Source organism: Pedobacter sp. MR2016-19, from assembly GCF_014947265.1.
GTDB lineage: Bacteria > Bacteroidota > Bacteroidia > Sphingobacteriales > Sphingobacteriaceae > Pedobacter.
In genome coordinates, this window is the sequence record NZ_JADCNK010000013.1 from 109,772 (window position 1) to 128,984 (window position 19,213).

General features: G+C 42.8%; 13 protein-coding genes. 11 read left to right on the forward strand and 2 right to left on the reverse strand.

The window, feature by feature from the left end:
* The first annotated feature begins 6 nt into the window (after positions 1–6).
* Positions 7–291 carry a hypothetical protein gene (locus IM793_RS24840; RefSeq protein ID WP_227256290.1) on the forward strand — a complete coding sequence of 95 codons (285 nt, stop codon included), beginning with the start codon at positions 7–9 and terminating at the stop codon, positions 289–291.
* Positions 263–391: a transposase gene (locus IM793_RS25165; RefSeq protein ID WP_227256291.1), complete on the forward strand. Its 129-nt coding sequence runs from the start codon at positions 263–265 to the stop codon at positions 389–391. Before IM793_RS24840 ends, IM793_RS25165 begins: the two co-directional genes overlap by 29 nt.
* On the opposite strand, the gene IM793_RS16825 is transcribed toward IM793_RS25165, so the two are convergent.
* Positions 368–649 (reverse strand): hypothetical protein, encoded by a 282-nt coding sequence (locus IM793_RS16825; RefSeq protein ID WP_193423327.1) that lies wholly within the window; start codon positions 647–649, stop codon positions 368–370. The two genes, IM793_RS25165 and IM793_RS16825, sit on opposite strands and share 24 nt — an antisense overlap.
* A gap of 519 nt (positions 650–1,168) precedes the next feature.
* On the opposite strand from IM793_RS16825, the gene IM793_RS16830 reads away from it, so the two are divergent.
* Genes IM793_RS16830 through IM793_RS16845 form a run of 4 tightly spaced genes read left to right on the forward strand, consistent with a single transcriptional unit; the run spans position 1,169 to position 7,845 of the window.
* Positions 1,169–2,671 carry a ferritin-like protein gene (locus IM793_RS16830; RefSeq protein WP_193423329.1) on the forward strand — a complete coding sequence of 501 codons (1,503 nt, stop codon included), beginning with the start codon at positions 1,169–1,171 and terminating at the stop codon, positions 2,669–2,671.
* Between the two features lie 19 nt (positions 2,672–2,690).
* The gene (locus IM793_RS16835; protein ID WP_193423331.1) at positions 2,691–4,952 is read left to right on the forward strand and encodes a hypothetical protein; all 2,262 of its coding nucleotides are present in this window, start codon (positions 2,691–2,693) and stop codon (positions 4,950–4,952) included.
* A gap of 27 nt (positions 4,953–4,979) precedes the next feature.
* Complete coding sequence (locus tag IM793_RS16840) at positions 4,980–6,356, forward strand: radical SAM/SPASM domain-containing protein (RefSeq protein WP_193423333.1); 1,377 nt, start codon at positions 4,980–4,982, stop codon at positions 6,354–6,356.
* Positions 6,316–7,845 (forward strand): NAD(P)/FAD-dependent oxidoreductase, encoded by a 1,530-nt coding sequence (locus IM793_RS16845; RefSeq protein WP_193423335.1) that lies wholly within the window; start codon positions 6,316–6,318, stop codon positions 7,843–7,845. Before IM793_RS16840 ends, IM793_RS16845 begins: the two co-directional genes overlap by 41 nt.
* A 516-nt stretch (positions 7,846–8,361) precedes the next feature.
* Here the strand turns inward: IM793_RS16845 and IM793_RS24990 are convergent.
* The gene (locus IM793_RS24990; protein WP_255512107.1) at positions 8,362–8,493 is read right to left on the reverse strand and encodes a hypothetical protein; all 132 of its coding nucleotides are present in this window, start codon (positions 8,491–8,493) and stop codon (positions 8,362–8,364) included.
* Between the two features lie 1,437 nt (positions 8,494–9,930).
* On the opposite strand from IM793_RS24990, the gene IM793_RS16850 reads away from it, so the two are divergent.
* From IM793_RS16850 to IM793_RS16870, 5 genes are all read left to right on the forward strand, one after another.
* Positions 9,931–10,554, forward strand: a complete 624-nt coding sequence (locus tag IM793_RS16850; protein WP_193423337.1) for a type II secretion system F family protein — start codon at positions 9,931–9,933, stop codon at positions 10,552–10,554.
* A gap of 268 nt (positions 10,555–10,822) precedes the next feature.
* Positions 10,823–12,826 (forward strand): ATP-dependent endonuclease, encoded by a 2,004-nt coding sequence (locus IM793_RS16855; RefSeq protein WP_193423340.1) that lies wholly within the window; start codon positions 10,823–10,825, stop codon positions 12,824–12,826.
* Positions 12,823–14,796 carry a UvrD-helicase domain-containing protein gene (locus IM793_RS16860; RefSeq protein ID WP_193423342.1) on the forward strand — a complete coding sequence of 658 codons (1,974 nt, stop codon included), beginning with the start codon at positions 12,823–12,825 and terminating at the stop codon, positions 14,794–14,796. The genes IM793_RS16855 and IM793_RS16860 overlap by 4 nt, the downstream gene beginning before the upstream one ends.
* A 129-nt stretch (positions 14,797–14,925) precedes the next feature.
* Positions 14,926–16,944 carry a P-loop NTPase fold protein gene (locus tag IM793_RS16865; RefSeq protein ID WP_193423344.1) on the forward strand — a complete coding sequence of 673 codons (2,019 nt, stop codon included), beginning with the start codon at positions 14,926–14,928 and terminating at the stop codon, positions 16,942–16,944.
* Between the two features lie 100 nt (positions 16,945–17,044).
* Entirely contained in the window at positions 17,045–19,081 is a 2,037-nt protein-coding gene (locus tag IM793_RS16870) for an AAA family ATPase (protein ID WP_193423346.1), read from the forward strand.
* The last annotated feature ends 132 nt before the right edge of the window (positions 19,082–19,213 follow it).

Here is a 19,213-nt window from a genome sequence, read left to right on the forward strand (position 1 = left end):
TTAAAGGTGCCAGAAGAGGCAATCAGGAATTTTGATGAAGAAAGAGCTGTAAATATAATTGCCAATACTTTTCAGGACGATTCAGTTGCATACGCAGAAAATTATAAATACACATTCAACCCATTAGATAAACTAATGGAAACAGTAGAAGAAATTAAAAAACTCCACGCAGAAAAAGAAGCACTCTACGAGTGTTTATTGAAAGCACAAGAGAATAAATGCACTGCCCCCAAAAAGTTAGACGCTATTTGGGGGCATTTTTATGCGAAGAAAGTACTCAGCCGAATTTAGGTTGAAGCTAGTCAATGAATATCTAGCAGGGCAATCCAAGAAAGGATTAGCAGAACTTCATGGAGTTCCACGAACATTACTGAGAAGGTGGCTTTGCTAAATGCTGAACTCTCTTTTGAGCTATTTTGTATTTCAGTTGGTAGGAGGATGGAATCCTGTTCAGGTTAGTTCGACTAATAATTTTAATGAATTCGTTGTAGTCACCTTTTTCCCATGTTTTATCAGCTGCAGTTAAAATTTGGTCATTTAAAATTTGCTGAGTGTACGATCTACCTTCTTGTTCGCTATGTAACTTAAGTTCTGGAAATTTAATGATATTAGCTTCTAAAAGTGGTTTGCCCGCACCTTGTAAAGCCATAAGAATAGAAAATTCTAATTATACTTTGACTTCCCTATTTCTGTCCAACAATATTTAACTTTAGTTGCAAAATAATAAGCGTTAATTGTATTTTATATTTTACAATTTGTTAATACTTAATTTGTAGTATTTTTAATATAAAAATACTACATTAGATGATAACTTAAAAAAACGTCTCATTATTATGCTCTCTAATCAAATCATCCATCAAGATAATGGCAGGTATTATAAGCTTGTCTTATTTCACTGCCATTCAAGTTATCTTGTTCCCTTTTTTAAAATTTCTTTCGAAAGCTCTATTAGTTCCGTGCATATTGACTCTATTTTGCCGTACCATCGTTTCTATCCTACCACCTGAACGTGAGCATAACAAATAATATGCTGCTATAGACGGCTTTAAATAGGAAGTATCTGTTTAAAAACCTTGTATATCCAGTGAATTTAAAATGCCTCCCCTCACCATAGCCATCGTATTAAAGAAATAAGGATTATAAAATTTTAACCTCTAAAAACCAAACCATGCAAAACAATTTTGAAAGATTTTTAAAGCCTGTGTTTCAGTTGGCCGAAAGCAATCGGACGGCGGCTGTAATGAAGGCCAACGGGATTAAAAGTTTCCAGGCTGTTGAAACTGTTGAAGATCCGGGTATTCGGGGTCCCAAAAGCCTGAAAGTTGAAATACCATACGAGTTTAATGCCAAAGATTACCTCTCCTTTTTGCTTTATATCAATGCAGAAATTGAACATGGGCTGATGCTCCAGTATTTATATGCAGGCTATAGCATTGGTGGCTCAAAAATACCTGAAAAGTATCAGCAGAAGGTGAAAGGCTGGCAGGATATTATCCTTGGAATTGCGAAGGAAGAAATGGGTCATTTTATCTCAGTTCAAAACGTTCTCAAACTAATAGGTGCCCCATTAAACTTTGGTAGGATGGATTATCCCTGGGATACACCGTTCTACCCGTTTCCATTTAAACTCGAGCGGCTAACTTTAAATTCACTCGCCAAATATGTATATGCAGAATCTCCTGAAGAGTGGATCAACAGCGATGATCCGATTGCGGTGGAGGTGAAGGAAAAAGTATATAAAGACACCAAAGATCCACACCGGGTTGGTGCTCTTTTTACGGTCATTCTAAGCTTGCTCAATGACTCGGAACAGATTCCTGACGAACTTTTTCAGGCTAATACCTACCCTTTTCAGGCCAAATTCGATGAATGGGGGCGTGGATATACGGGAGGACAAAGAGGTAGTTCGCATTCGGGTCCAAAGGGAGCGCCTGATGTGCTTGTGGCTCCCTTGACCTGTAGGGATGATGCCTACGCCGCGTTATTGGAAATCTCTGAGCAGGGTGAGGCGCCAACAATCGAAGAGAATGCAGATAAGCCTTCGCACTTCGAACGGTTCCTATTTGTTTACAAAGAACTGCGTGAACTGGAGAAAGAAATAGGTGATTCATGGGAGCCCTCAAGGAATGTGGCCACCAATCCATTTATTGCTGAAAGGAAGTCTGATGATAGTTTAGAATCTTCCATTAATGTTGGAACGGATTATCAGAAAGATGCGATAACCAATCCCGAAGCCAGGGCATGGGCACATCTCTTTAATGTCCGCTACAGGATGCTGTTAAATTATCTTGCCCACAGTTTCCTGTTGGATAATGGTTTTAACAATAACGGCGCTACTTCACCAAGGGCAACAATCATCAATGCTACATTTGGAGAAATGTACAATTTAAGAAGTATCTCAAATGTACTTGTTCAGACCCCTCTTAATCCGCCAGGAACAGATGATAAAATGGCAGGCCCGCCCTTCAGTATTCCCTACACGCTTGATCTGCCGATGGGGGAAACAAACCGTTGGCGGGAACATCAGGATCTTATTGACGCCAGTGAAACCGTTATCGAAAGTCTTATACCTTATGTTTCGCCCGCCAACCTTAAATATCTATATGTATTAAGGGAAGCCGACCAGGGACTTTCTGCCATTATAAAAGAACTTATTTCTACCTCTAAATAATAACCTAAATTTTATTGTTATGAAAATTTTAGCGCTGCGCATCCTTCCACCGATTGCTATCGGCCGTTTAGGCTCCTCTACTGTTCCTCTCTCTGCATATGATCTTGGTCTGTCCCGGGAAAAACCGCTTGATTTCAGGAATATCCTTCCAAAACAGACTTTTAGTGTTGATCCAGTATCAGGAAAAATTACCGGTGAGCTACCTAAACAGATCAGTTTTAAGGACGTGCCCGCCATAGATTCAAAGGATGGCAGAATCCATCCTGTAGCTCCTTTTCTTGAAGTTTTTGCACTTACGGATGAAGATGGCGATACACTTGTGCCTTTAACAGAATCATTATTGTCAAAAGCTGGCTATAGCTTAAAGGACATCAGTTGGGACGTAGAGGTAGGGAATATCAAGATTTTTAGAAGAACCGGAAAAGATGGGGATAAGATATATGCAAAGACTTTTGGCATCAATAGCCATGCTGCCTTGCCTTTGCTAGGTAAGAGTGAAAACTTCCTTCCTGGAAAGACCTTGCCATTGGGATCGGTACAATTTATTTCGCCTACAGATGAATTTCCAGAAGTTAGGTTCCGTTTCACCCCTGGGGCGGGAAAAGTATATGGCTCAAGCCGTTTTAGGAATGAAAGCGAGACAAAGCTCGACCAGCCGGATCCGATTATCAATTCTGATGATCTGGTAATCTACGATAAAGAAAAAGGTTGGAGGGGTTATTGTGAAAAGGGGGTAGGTGAACCCACTTACACCAACCCTGCACAGATTTTTGCCGGATATTATCTTGCCAATAATGATAGGATCAGCTGGGGTTATCTGGATGATGAATGTGATGGTTTTGTCTCCGTTCACTTAAAGAATGAAAGCCACACGCTTACTGCGAGGGCACATATCAGCGCAGGACCTCCTGCATTTGCACCTGATACCCTTCCGGTACGGGTAGTTTCTGATGAGCTTGAGCAGATCCTGCTGGGGCCAGAAGTTAAAGGTGAGGTTGAAATTGAAGAGGCAGAAGAAATTGTCAGAAGGGCACTGGAAACAATCAGACTGATGAATACCAGCGTGATGAACGGCAATTCTTTTGAGGGCATACAGAATGCGGCCAGTACAATGGTGAGACAGAATACCAATGACTTTGGCCGCCTTTACGAGCCGATCATGGCTACATCAATTGTAGATAACCTGGCTTTGCGCGCCCTGCATGAAAGGGTGTTCGGTGGACTCAGTACAGGGGCTGCTGCATGGTTTGCCGATGCGCTCCGCCGTCCCGATGAAATTGGTGACCTTTCAAGCCCGACACTCCGCAAGATGCCCGCGCTGATGCGCGGTGCAGATGGGCGCTCACTGACATTAACCCATCGTCAGATCAATCTGGTAATCCAGGCCGCCGCCGGGGCACTTTTTAAGGATGGTCAGGCTGCGGGAGCGGTTCAGAAACCTTCCTTAAAGGATAAAGCCCTTGAGGCATCGAATCTTACTGCCCAGTTGCATTACCTTGGTGAGGGAAATCCTTTTTCTATTTTGCCAAGGGCAGCGATTTCTAACTGTTTTCCTGGTCTGGAATTTGATTTCAGGAACCTTTGGCGCCGTGCATTCGATGGAATCGTACTCATAGAAAACAACAACTACGTTGTCGAAACTGGTCCAGACTTCGAACACTTGAAAGACTGCCGTCTTGTTGCCATAGCGCATAAACCAACCATGGTCGCTACCTCTGGTCCTGTGTTTCCGGATGGAGACAGTATTCCCTTGATTACTGCTGCCAATCCAAACGGGGTTTCCTTTATGGAATGGTCAAATTCTATGGCCCAGGTTCTTCAGAAACAGGGACAGGAAGTGATATGCCACTTTACTATCGGGCCTTCCAAAACAGAGGTTGTTGCTTTAGAAAAAGACCTCGATAACGAAAAAATGTACCAAAAGGTAAGCCTAAAAGTAAATCATTTCTTTGAGGCCGATACAAGTGTTTTTTCTCAGGAGATCATCAAACCGGGAGAAATGACCCAAGGGCTTTGTGCGCCCTGGCAGAACGATTACCGTGAATGCGCCTGTTATTACTGGGCGGCCAGCCGTCCGGATTTTGTAAATGTGGTACCGGATGAAAAAGGGCTGAGTGCCGGCGACAATTGGATGGCCAAGAAAAGAACGGGTGAATATATCCCGGATAACAGGACAGATTCACGTCTATTAAGTTATGATGACTTGTTCAGGAACTGGGAGGGTGAGCTAAGTTTCATCATTAAGGGAAATGATGCGACCGGAACAGATCAGGAACTGTAAATATATCTATAAGAAAAGCAGATACTTATGTCAACGCTTATACAAACAGATTCTCCTGCTAGCAATATAGCTGGCAGGATGGCGAAAAAAAATGCTGCTGAATCCAGGCCCGCATCTCCTCAGGTACACCTGGTTAAGGGCGGGCAACAAACGCAGTTGTTGATTGCCAATGGCACTATGCTTTATAAGATTTCTCCTCAGACTGAGGAAGAATTCCGGGTGCTCCTGAAATCAAAAGATGAAAAAGGCATTAAAAACAAACTGATCGATATGGGGCTTGACGCGCCGCTGAAAATAGATGATGAGCCATTGAAAAGCCCAAGAATTTATGCCCTTTCATTGGCCATAGCCCAAAAATGTAACATGGGCTGTACCTATTGTTATGCTGATCAGGGTAGCTTTGGTGGTGCGATGAAAAGCATGCCGCTTAATGTGGCCTTAAGATCGATCGACCTGCTGCTTAAAGACTGTCCGGAAAACGGCAAAGTACAGCTCACTTTTCTTGGTGGGGAACCCTTGTTGAACCGCAAAGCCATAAGGGCTGCAACTGCATACGCAGCCGAAAAAGCGGCTGAAAAAAATATTAGCGTTGGGTTTTCAATTACCACCAATGGAACATTACTAACCGCAGATGATGCCGTTTTTTTTGAAGAACATGCCTTCTCGGTTACGGTCAGCCTTGATGGATTAAAGGAGGAACATAATGCGCAGCGGCCATTGAAAGGCGGTTTAGGTACCTACGATCAGATCATGAAAAACATCAGACCGTTGCTACAGATCCAGCGAAAAATGCAGGTGTCGGCCAGGGTAACAGTTACCCCTGCCAACCTGAACCTGCTGGAAGTTCTTGAAGAATTTATCGGGATGGGCTTCCATAGCGTAGGGTTTTCTCCATTGCTTAATTCCAGTAATGGAAAAGGTGAAATGGATGAAAAAGACCTTGAGCAGCTACTCGGGGCAATGATTGCCTGTGGACTGCATTTTGAAAAGAAAGTACTCCAGGGCGTACGTTATCCTTATCTCAATATGGTTAATGCCCTTAAAGAAATTGATAAGGGCACACATCGTCCTTATCCATGTGGCGCGGGAGCGGGATACATGGGAGTATCTGCTGATGGAGAACTTGCCGCTTGCCACAGGTTTGTTAATGAACCGGATGGACGTATGGGCGATATTGTAAACGGTATTGATGCAGAACTACAGAATGGCTGGTTGGAATCAAGGCATGTGCATCAGCAGTCTCCGTGTAACCAATGTTGGGCCCGCTATCTCTGTGGCGGCGGCTGCCATCATGAAGTGCTCGATAAAGGGAGAAATGCCTGTGATTATATCCGGGGATGGCTGCATTATACCATTCAGGCCCATGAGCGTATTTCAAGGTTGGCGCCAGGTTGGTTCAATTAAGCCAGTTTTTATGGGCGACATTGAATTATTTGATGCAGTAATCATAGGCGGAGGACCCGCAGGAACCTGTGCAGCCTTGAGGCTGCTTGAGCTTGGACATCGCGTGGCACTGATCGAACAACATGTTTTTCCGCGCCCACAGATCGGGGAGTCCTTGTCAGCAGGCGTGCGGAATATTTTTGATTATCTCGGTGCCAGTCATTTGCTAAAGGGGCGTGGGTATATCGATGGACTGCCTGCACAGGTGATCTGGGAAAATGCCAAAGATGAGAATATTGAGTTTAGGAATCATGGTGGAGGGATAATGGTAGATAGAAGCCGGCTAGACCATGATATGCTGCAATTGGCGGTTTCAAGGGGACTTATTTTATTCCAGCCTGCGAAAACCGAAACTTTCCGTAATGAAGGAGCGCATTGGCAAGTAGTAATCAGGGTGGATGATAAACATCGGGAGCTAAAAGCAGTTTTCGTTCTCGACTCGAGGGGCAGGAGTGGAGGCAGGATGACCGATAGGATCATTACAGCTCCGCCTATGGTTGCCCTTTACGGAAACACGAATAAGGCTTTGATGCCGGCATGTACACTGGTAGAGGCACAAAAATCCGGCTGGTTGTGGGGATCACCTTTGCCTGAGGATGGATTTAGGATGATGGCTTTTTTTGCTCCGGAAGATCTTCGGCAGCTTTCTCCTTACAAACTTTTTTGCGACAGGATTTCCACTTCATTATTGTTTAAAGGTGGGCTTAAAGGCTTCGTACCTTCTGCTATCCAGAGCTGTATGGTGTTAAACTATAGCCATCATAAACCTTGGGACAATAATTATATCAGGATAGGTGAGGCCGCTTTTACACTCGATCCGCTGTCTTCAACCGGGGTAGAGAAAGCAATGCGTTTTTCACTACAGACTGTAGTTGCAGTCAATAACATCCTTAAGTCCGGCGATGAAGAGATTTCCCGGCATTTCTTCGAGGATCATATGGCGGAATCGGTAACTCAGCATCTAAAATGGACGAGTGAATATTATCAATGTGCATGGCCTGAAAGCGATAACAACTTTTGGAAAGAAAGGGCGCGGGTTAATATTTTAGCAAAGGATAATGAAACTGCTTTTCAACGAAAACTTAGGCTTAAGCTATCAAGAAGTATTTTAGGGAACAAGCATGATAAGGTAACGAATGGGGCATGGCCTGCGGATGCAATAGACCAATTATGGTATAAAAAAATAAGGCGTTCGCCACAGATTAAATTTGTTAAAGCAGTCTGTGTCGAAAACGATCGGCTTTTGTTGAAGAATGTTATCCAACATCCCGATATTGAAAGGGAAATAGCCTATATAGACAACATAGAAATCTTTCCTTTGCTTATGGAGACACAGGATATGGAGACCTTTGCAGATGTGATATACTTTTGGAGCAAAAGAATGTCCTTTGAAAAAGCAAAACATACTGCTCTTCGTTTATGTGAATTAGGGCTATTGGAAATAAGCTAAAAACAATGGGCTTCTCTGGAAAAACCAATTATTTTGCCCCTTTGCACCAATTTTTAATAATTTATATGCCCTTAAAATAAAAGGGGGTTATGAGTAAAATATTTTTGGTAAGATGAGGTCAATTAATCGCGGTTTATCCAACTGGTTACGGTTTCTAAGAAAGGCCCGGGCATAAATACAACCGCATAAAAAAATAAGTAAAACTATATTTTGGCTTGCATTAGAGATTTCCGCACTTAACGCAAAGTGTTTTGCGAAGCAAAAAATAACGTCATACCATTATAAAAACTCCAATTGCTGGTAGAAAGCAGCATAAAAAAATGCTTTCCGGGATGAATTTGAAGAAGCCTTAATTCCGCGTTTGTAAAAAACAAGATCCTGTTTGCCATTTGATTTTGATCTTTATAACCCTGAAAAACCATAATTTTAGTATCTTAGGACAATCAAAAAGAGATGATCACCCAAATCAATCCATCTGATTAAAAAACTCCAAAAAGAATATTCCAAATTCCACCTTCACGCCACATTTACCCCACGTTTTAGCCACCTTCCGGCCGGGTCAGCTTCGTACCTGCTTGCACTCAACTTCACACCTACTTCGGTTGGGTTGTAGTTCTGGTGTAGATTCGGTAGGTCAAAGATTTGCATTGCTTTAGATCTGCAGGTTAACAACAAGTAAATAAAAGGTGAGGAGCGGGTTATCTTAGGGTATTGTTGGTGTATTGCTGTGTCGGAGCGGCCGGGTAAAAAGGGCAATAAACGGCTGTTTGGGATTTTAGCACAGTGAAATCCTTTTTAAACAAAAATCCTCCAATAAGCGTTGGAGGATTTCTGTGATCCCGCTGGGATTTACACCTAGTGCTAAAATCAGCGTTTGAATAGTATTAATGGGGTTTTCAATTTTTACTCACCTAATCGCTCACCATCATTCTCAATACGTTTTAGCTGCAATTGCTATAGTGTAAATATAATCATTCTCTTTTAAAATTGGAAGGAATTTAAGCTACTAATCACTGGCGGTTCGACTCCGGCACTGAGTACTAACCAGGCTCAAGCCCAAAACCTTAAAGGGTTGCTCATTAAAAACCAGCCATTTTTACTTGACTTTCAATATGTTATCATTAAACGTTGGGTCAATAAAAGCGGTTCTAAACATGCCATCACCCTATATCAGATTATCTTTGCCCCCTTATCAGGGTATGCTTTTGTGTAATGTTGGCTTTTTGATTAATCTTATAGAGTTTGCCCCAAAACAGATAGTCACTTTAATGTGAAATGGGGTTACAGTACTATTTTTTTCATTGATCTGTTATTCTTGCCAGATTTTTTACACTTAATTACAAGAATATCCCTAAGAAAGAATCTGTTTTAACGTAAAAAACTACATAAAGTGTCAGAAGAAAAATATTAACGAATATAAGGTTCGATAAGAAAACTACTTAATTTTTCCGTGTGCAGATGGTAGTGGGGATTCGCTAAAAGTGTGCAGTGATTCTCATTCCAAACTATACACCCCGTTTTTTACCATCTGGTCTTGATGGTATCCTTAAGACTGACCCAAATATATCCAATCCGGCCCAATCTGACCTGGTCATTTTTCAAACAGTATTCGTAATTGCTGGTCCACTGACCCTCCGTGTGATTCCTTAGAAGGCAATATTCAGCGTCTAAAAGGACATTTAAGCCTTGGGCTAACAGAAAATTACCTTCGATAAAAAATACTCCAACAAATGATTTATAAGTTTCGATTTTAAGGCCTTTAGTGCATCGACAATTTAATTTCTCTATGCAAAACAATCAATGAGTCCGGTCAGGCTTCCGGAAAGCTTAAAGCCGCTTAAAATGAGCCGAGTGCCCATTTTGGAGCGAAATAGAGTGAACAATATAGACCGAAAAAGCTGGCCACTATGCGCGAAAACAGGTGGATACTATTGCCGAAATCCCCAACCTGGTGGCCTACTACGGGCGGAAGGTGGAACAAAGAAGGAAGATTACCGGGGCGCTGAGTTACCCCCTTATTGTCCTCTGTACTTCTGCCTGTGCTGTTTTTTTTTATGTTGCATTTTGTGGTGCCCATGTTCACCGATGTGTTCAGGCGGTTTGGGGGGGGAACTCCCCTGGATGACTGCACTGGTGATCAAAGCTTCTGGCATTTTGGGAAGCTTGTTTCTGCCCGTCGTGGTGGTTATGGCTGCAATAGGCTATTGGGTATACAGGAAGAGAAAAAAGGAATCCTTCCGAAAGATCAGTAGTGCACTGTTATTAAAAATTCCGCTTGTTGGGGATCTGGTTTCCAAGGTATACCTGGCTAGGTTCTGCAATACGATGCGCCTGCTCATTGCGACCAGGATTCCCTTGCTCAGGGCGATTGAAATGTCAGCCCAGACCATTGGATTTTATCCGGTGGAGGTTTCCTTAAAGCGCGTTGAGCAGGATATCATGCAATGGAAAGCTTTGCACAGGAGTTTGCAGGAATTTGTAATATATCCTGCAAAAATGATCCAACTGGTTAAAGTGGGGGAAGAGATCAATAAACTCGATGATTTTTTTGGGAATATTGCCGAACGGTATATTCAGGAAGTTGAACACCGGTCAGGGACTTTGAGCAAAATGATCGAACCCTTTATTATTGTGTTTTTAGGCCTGGTGGTCGGTTTTATCCTGATTGCGATGTATCTGCCGATGTTTGAGATGAGTAACAGTTTTTGAGGTATGACGATTTATGGAACAATAACACCGATACGTAATATACTTAAAAGTAAGTATTGTTTTTCAGGTCTGTATTGGCTTTCTTTCACAATAAATGATTTCATAATGAAAGACAGAACCTAAAATATATGTTGATTACGGAAAACCGTAAGGCCAAAAGCAGGTAACTCGGTATCTTGATGAAAAATATTAAAATACCAACATAATAATGCCGCTGAGGGTTAGGGGAACCCGGCAGCGGCAGGAACGGATACTTTAATTAACGCTAATGTATATTCAAAAAATAAAAATTGAAAACTTTAGGCTCTTGAAACGAACCAAAGTTGAGCTCAATACTGACAACAAACAGGATCTGGCATTGCTGATCGGAAAGAATAATTCTGGGAAAACATCCTTTATCATGCTTTTTGATAAGTTTTTTAGGCCGGAGAAACTGGGGTTTGATTTTAACGATTTCTCGATCTGCTTGCGCAAAAACATTCGCGGCGTGCTGGCGGGTGAAGATCTGAGCTGCTGTTACATTAGGATGGCCTTGGATATTGCTTACACCCAACATGATAACCTGGAACATCTTTCAGATTTTATCCTGGATCTTGACCCAGCCAATAATGTGGTCAGGTTGCTGTTTGAATGTGAGATTCAAAAAGAGGAGCTGATCTCGGAGGTGTCGATGATCACCGAGAAGTATAGAACAGACTTCATCGAAAAAAACCTGGGAAAATTTCTGAAACCCCGCTATTATGTCTATGGTGACCCCAAGGACATTGATGCGGCCGGCAGAACCGGACTGGTGGAAAAAAGCATCGCAGACATCCGCCGGCTGATCAACTATCAGGTGATTCATGCCAAACGGAATGTCTCCAGTTCTGATCATACCGGAGGGAAGCGGACCGCACTTTCTGAGCTCGCCACCGATTATTTTAACGGTGAAAATATTTTTTCCAGGGAGGCATTTGGAAAGATCAATGATCAGATATTGGAGATGGATGCCAGTCTGAGTAGCAGTTACGAGGCACACTTTAAGGATTATTTCGCTAACGTAAAGCAATTTGTGGAAGGTAAGCTGAATGTGGTATCGAACCTTGAGTCCAAGGCGATTATGTCCAATTATTCCAAGATCATGTACGGTGAAGTTGACGGTTACCTGCCGGAAACCTTTAACGGCCTGGGCCACCTCAACATCCTTTTCCTGCTATTGCAGATTGAGGTCAAGAGGAAGTTTTTTGAACAGGAAAAAAGGAACATCAATATCCTTTTTATCGAGGAACCCGAAGCCCATACCCATCCACAGATGCAATATGTCTTTGCCCGGAAGATCAAGGAAATCCTGAAGATGATCCCAAACGCACAGACATTTATCACCTCACACTCTTCGCACATTGTCTCGCAGTGTGATTTTGAGGATATCAGGTATTTTAAGCTATCGGGGGATAATGTTGAAGTCAGGAATTTTCATGAAGAGCTCGAAGCTAAGTACGCAGGGAAGAAAGAACATTTCAAATTCCTGAAACAGTACCTTACCCTTTACGCCTCGGAATTGTTTTTTGCGGAGAAGATTATATTTATCGAGGGTACTTCCGAGAAAATCCTGCTGCCTTATTTCATCAAAGCATATGATGAGTTGCGTGATGCGGAAAAAGATTATATCCCCTTAACCTCACAGAACGTCTCCATCATAGAAGCTGGTGCAAATGCGCGGGTCTTTAAACACTTTATAGAGTTTTTGGGCATACGCACGTTGATTTTGACCGACCTGGACGGAACTAAAATTGTTGAGAAGGAGAAAAAAAGAACCTGGAGTGCCTGTCCTAGCAATGAGGCGCAAAATACCAGTAATGTGACCATCAAGTATTTTTATGCTGCCCCCAATCTTCCCGAAATGGATATGCGGGAGACAGAGAAAAAGGAACTTGCGGAATTTGAAGGCTGGTTAAAACAGATCAAGGAGGGGACTGCCAAATCAATCAGTCCGGAGATTTATGTAGCCTATCAGCGTCCGGAGAACGGGTATCAAGCCAGAAGCTTCGAAGATGCCTTTATGGCCATTAACCTTGCCGAAATGGTGACACACAAGGACAACATCGCAGGGCTGGAAAACAGGAAAGAGCTGACCGCAGACCGCAAGGATTATTATGAACTGACGGGAAGGGTACTCAAATCTGATGGTAAATCTGATCTGGCCGCATCCATTCTGTATCTCGCACTAACCAAGGAGATCAAGTGGAAAACACCAGCTTATATTATTGAAGGTCTAAAATGGATCGCATCATGAGCAACGCAATAACAGAAATACAAGGCATCATTGATCGCAATCAGTTAAAGGAGGATGATTTTACACATTTTGTGCTGCAGGGTGGTGCCGGTAGTGGAAAAACCGAATCGCTGAAAGAGATAATCGCTTATGTGGCATCGAATTATCCCGATAAGAAGATAGCCTGCATTACCCATACCAATGTAGCGGTCGATGAACTCATTGCGCGTGTTGGTAACCGGTACGAAATATCTACAATCCATTCGTTTTTAAATAAACTGATCAAAAACTATCGTAGTAATATCAAGGAGGTGATCGGAGGAATTTTTTATATTAAACATGTCTCCTCACCGGGGCATGAGGAGTATAAAAAGGTATACACTAAATATGCTAAGAAACTTTTCGCCATTACAGGGAAAGTTCTACCGAAAGTTACAGGGAAACGCGATTATGACCGCGAACCTGAAACATTTAACCAAAGACTCCGTAATGATGTAGACGCACTCAACGGCAAAATTGCTGAAATCATCGCCCAAAAGGACCACCGTATTATCGCTTATAATGAATCCAGGTTTGACTCACTTGAAGAACTTGGCTTTTCACATGATTCCCTGCTCACTATAGCCTGTGCGTTGTGCGAAAGGTTTCCCTTATTACCCCAGATCATTAGTGATAAATATGATTTCATATTCATTGATGAATATCAGGATTCCTCAGCCGAGGTGGTCAGGATATTCCTGGAGCTGTTACCTGCGAACCGCCGGACTACGGTCGGACTGTTTGGTGATTCCATGCAGGGTATTTATGAAGACGGTATCGGGGATGTCGAGCATTTTGTGGGGGCCAATGTGCTGAAAAAAGTGGAAAAGGAAGATAACTTCCGCTGTTCCTATGGGGTAGTTGATTTTATCAATGTATTAAGGAATGACGGCATCACCCAAAAAGTAGCGCTGAAGTCAGCAGAGACGCCTACGCAGAGAGCAGGCGGGGTCAAGTTTTACTACCGTAAGTTTGGAGCTAAGCCAAATGCGTTTTCTCCTTTGGTGGACAAGAATGAATATGCCACTTCACTTAATGGCCTTATCGAAGAGGCAAAAAAACTGTTCAATAAACCTGATGCAAAAATCCTGATGTTGACCAACAAATCAATTTCTACCGAAGTTGGATTTGAACACCTGTACAAGGTTTTTAATGACCGGTACAGCGAGGTGAAAGAGGAGATTGAAAAAGAACTTTCCAGGATCCAGGTATCCGAACTCGCCGGGCTTTGCAGGGCATTTGAGTCGAAGGAGTACAATGCTTTAATGGGGTTGCTTAAAAAAAATGGTTTCATGATCCGATCGGTTAAAGATAAAACGTGCATAAGTGCACATTTTGAGTATCTTTTGGGAAGTGACCTGAGTATGGCCGGAGCACTTTCGTATGCCCTGAACAATAAGCTGATCAGGAAATCGGAACGACACCGGAATTATTTACGGGAAAGGGAAGTGATGTTAATTGAGCTGGAATCAGATAAGCAATTTAAAATGCTGGAGGGATATTATCTCGCAGGGAGCAATACCCGGGTGAGACTGGAGAAAGATCGGCGGGTCGTCCTTTCGGATGAGGAGTTCGACGCTTTTGAATCCATGTTAAAAAAGAAGAATTTTGCCGAAGCACTCTTGTCCCAGGAGATACCGTTTAAGGAGGTCTTGAACTATTACCGCTACCTGAATGAGGAGACCGGTTATATTACCATGCATAAGACAAAAGGATCTGGAATCGGTAATGTGATCGCGGTCCTGGATGAATACCTATGGAATATGTACAACTTTAAAAGTATTTATGACAGTAGTATGGACGGACAGATCCGTATTAAAAACCAGAAGCTTTTCTATGTGGCCTGTTCCAGGGCTATTTCCAACCTAGCTGTAGTAAGGATGGTTCAGGATGATAACGAACTGGCCCTGCTTAAGGGATATTTTCAATATTGTGAATTTCTGCCCCTGTGAGATGGATTTAGGACCATGCCGGTAACTGATGATTTTAATAAGGTAAAAACGTTTGACTGCAAAACGCAGGTATCTTATTTGTAAGGAACTGCATACAACGTTTAAACAAAAGAAGTTTTTTAGTAGTATATGAATAACATAATAAGCCCGGATACTGTTGCAGAAAAAGACCTTTTAGGTAGGGATTCATTTGCCAAACAGATCGTAAATAGTCTGCACACGTTTTTTGGGCACCAGAAAGAGAGTTTAGTGGTTGGGGTCAGTGGAAAGTGGGGTTCGGGTAAGTCGACACTATTGGAATACGTCAAAAAACACCTCGATGTATTGCATACCGATAATAGCCGCGGCTATAAGGTATTAAGCTTCAACAGTTGGGGGCACACTGCAGGGGATGATCTGGAGCGTGGTTTTTTGGAAAAAGTGGTTGAGGCGGTTTCAGTACTGGACTGGAAAGACAAAGCTGCCAGTGCAAATGATAAATTCAAAAAGTATTTGGGGTATCTGGACTATTTGAAGTTTGCTGGACATATCCATCCGATGATTAAAAGTGTGCTGGAGGGTGCGGAGGAATACCGCAAGAAGGTGGACGTAGTATCACTGGAAGAGGTGAGGCTGGAAGCAAACAAACTATTGGAGGATAGCGGGATCAGGTTGTACATCCTGATTGATGACCTGGACAGGCTGACCCCGGTGGAGATCACCATGCTCTTTAGGGTATTGAAGGTTAACCTGAACCTGTCCAACACGATTTTCGTAGTGGCCTATGACAAGCAGGTAGTTGTTCAGGCATTGGAGCGTGAGTACGGCGTTGATGGGGAAAAGTACCTGGAAAAGATCATCCAGGTAGATTTTAGCATTCCGCAGGTGACCGAAGCCCAGATCGGGGAACTTTTTTTTGACAAGATATCGGTGTTTATGTCCAGAATTGGTCAACCTTTCAATAGTACCGCTTTTAGGTCGGTATGGCTGATCCATGGGTTGAAGGAGTATTTCAGGTCGGTCAGGGACTTGAACCGTTATTTCAATAACCTGATCTTTAGTCTGCCCAATATTATCGGTGAGGTTAACCTGTTCGATTTTTTGGTTTTGGATGCCATAAAGACTTTTGATGCCGGGGCATATAACCGCATGTATGGCCATATTATAGAAATCTTTCGTAAGGGGATCTGGCAGGGTACCTCGCTGGATGCCACCTTTGTAAGCAGTTACGAGCAGGAGACAACCAAAGCACTGCTCGATTTCTTGTTTATCAAACAACACAGTGAGGATGGGGATGGGAATGTGAAGCGCCTGCGGGACCGGGAATATTTTGAGCGCTATTTTGCGTTGAGTTCAGCACCCAGGGAAGTTGCCAATGAACACCTGGACCATTTTTTTATGAAGGATACCGATAAAGGCGTTGTCCTGACCACTGCCATGCGTACCGGAAAAATCGTTGAACTATTGGAGAAGCTCGCCGATGAGAATCTGGCGGATGCTTATGTGCTGGAGGACGTTGACATTTTTCGGGATTTTGCCAGATTCTGGAAAACCAGGCCTGATCCGGCAGATGTTGATTCCGGTGCACTAATCGGTAGGGCATATTTCAACTTGATCAGGTTGTTCAAAGATAGGCACAAAGCGGCAAATGCCGCAATTGCAGAACTTTCACTGGAAAAGGACAAGGTTGACCGGATTGGCTTCATGTTCAATTACTTTTTGCTTAAATGGAATGAGCCGCTGAATTTGCCTGGTGAGGTGTTCAGGTATATTGAGCTTTATACCGATAGGCTGAATGAAAACCTGCTCCAATATTTAAAGGGACATACCAACAGCGAATTTTTCAGGATGTCAGGCGACTCTGCCAACTGGATTGATAATTTTTTCCTGATAGAGCTCATGAAAGGTGACCAGGAAGGATATCTGCGGGAATTTGGTGAGCGGATGTATCCTAGAACCATATGGTTCATCGTAGTCAACAATTTGTTCGAGTATAAGGATGGACTGCCAGATCGAGTGATCCGGGAAGACGTGCAGCTTTTCTTTCCAGGAGATGTGCTGGACGAAGTACTCAGGGTGATCAAAATTATGGAGATCGGCCACTTAAGGGAAAGCGAGTTAAAGGAGCTTAAGTTTTTTGCCTATCTCGTGAGCCAAAAGGAGCACTGATATTGATTCGTTCAAGGGTATGTTAAGCTGGTGGAGCAATGACTAAACAATTATTTAAGAAATAAAATGTCATCTACGGATGGTATTGAACACTTTTTATATGAAATATCTAAGGTTAGATAATAACGATAATGAATTTTTGGTCAATGGGGAGCCGATTTTCTTTCTAAATGATGTTAAGGAGCTTAATATTACTATCGGCCCGAATAATTCCCGCAAGAGCCGGTTTTTAAGGTCATTGATCAATCAGGATTATAAAGTTGTTTTTGAGTCAGATGCTGGTTTCAATGAAGCATTTTTAGTCAGTAAGACAATTTTTGATCAATTGGATCAGAAGTACAGGGAAAGCGGTTATTCCCTTCTTCAGCTACAGGTGTTGGCCGGTAACAGTGATACCAACCGGATTCTGGCAAAATTCCTTAACGATCGCAGTGGATCGGATACCAGCATCAGCTTTGCTGATTTGCAGGAAGGAATTGAACGGATCAACGACTCGTTAATGACATGTAAGTCGGAGAACGATATCAAAACTCTAAGAGCTGTTTGTACACCCTATTATACCTTGGTGCTTTTGCTCCAGAATATTTATGGAAGGATAAACGGGGACGATGGAATGGTCTCCAGACCTGGTAGTTATTCAGCATCAGGCATTGAACAGGTCACCTATTTGATCCGCGACGGTGACTATGGGCTGGTGGTGGATTATGAGCAGAAACTCGAGGTGATCAATTCCATTGAACAATATATCAGGAGAATAAAGGCGCTGGAATTTGTAGATGCATCTGATGGAAATATTTATATACCGGTATTAAGGACTTCGAGAATGTTGGAAGGTATGACAGAGGACGTTTTTGAAAAAACTTTACGCATTCAGCATTTTACGGGGAAAGCGGAAAAACTATCGCTGGAAACGGGATTGAGCCTATATGAAAAGATTGGTTTTGTCACCAACGGTACCCAGCAGCAGAAGCGGGAGTTTAGGGAATTTGAACGATTCTTAGGTAATGTATTTTTTCAGTCTGATGATCTCCATATTACCGCTTACCGGGAACGGGGTAGCGATGCAAAGCATATTAAAGTTAGTATACCCGGAGAAATGGAAGACCGTGACATCCACAACCTGGGCGATGGGATACAGGCCATCATCAACCTCCTTTTTCCCGTCTTTACCGGAAAGGACAATAGCTGGATCTTTATAGATGAACCTGAAAATCACCTGCATCCCGGCTTCCAGACCATATTCATGCGTGCATTGTCCGAAAATGAGTTTATCAAGACAAAAAAACATACCATTTTCATCAATACCCACTCCAACCACATTTTGTCCGAAGCGCTTTTGGCGTTGAAAGAAACCGAGATCATGGTATTTAACAGGGTCGATAAAAGCGCATCCAATATTCTTTCTTTCACCGGAAACGAGTACAGCACCCTGGAAATGCTCGGGGTACTGAATGCCTCAGTGCTGATCAGTAACTGCAGTGTGTGGGTAGAGGGGGTCACTGACAGGCTTTACCTTAAAGCTTTGCTCCATGTTTATCTACGGTCACTTGGATCGGGTTATAGACCGGTTGAAGGCCTGAATTATACCTTTATGGAGTATGCAGGTGTTAACCATCTGCATTACGACTTTGATGCCAAATCGGTTGGCGATGAAGGCATAAAAGAGAAGATAGATGCCTTTTTAATCAATACCAATATCTTCTTTTTGGCCGATACCGATGGTAAGGAAGATAAACACGAAGCTTACCGGGCGATTGAGCGGGGAAACTTTATGTTCCGGGAAACCGGGGTGCCGGAGATAGAAAATCTGCTGCCTGAAAAGATTATCAGGGATTTCTTGACTGAAGAACTGAAATTTCCAGTCGACGAGATCAAGGCCATCACTCCACTCCAGTCCAGCGATCAAAAGCTCGGCGCTTATCTTTCTGAGCAGTTGAAAGGGGTATCCCGTCACCTGAAACTCGAAGCGGAGTATGGCGGTACCCTGACAGGGCGATACAAGAAAAAACTAGCCGATTTTGTATACCGGAAACTCGTGTCCGGAAGTTATGGGATGGATGAGGTTTCCGAATCTCCGGAACTTGAAAAGCTGGTTATTGATCTTTACGGATTTATCCGGCTCAAAAATGGAAAATAGGCAGGGAATGTGAATTGTACTTGTGGAGAACAGGAAAAAATAGGGATTGCAGGAAGCATAAATATTCATTAAATTTATTTAGGCATTTCAGTAAATGCGAATTAAATATGAACCATCTACAGTTAACCTCCA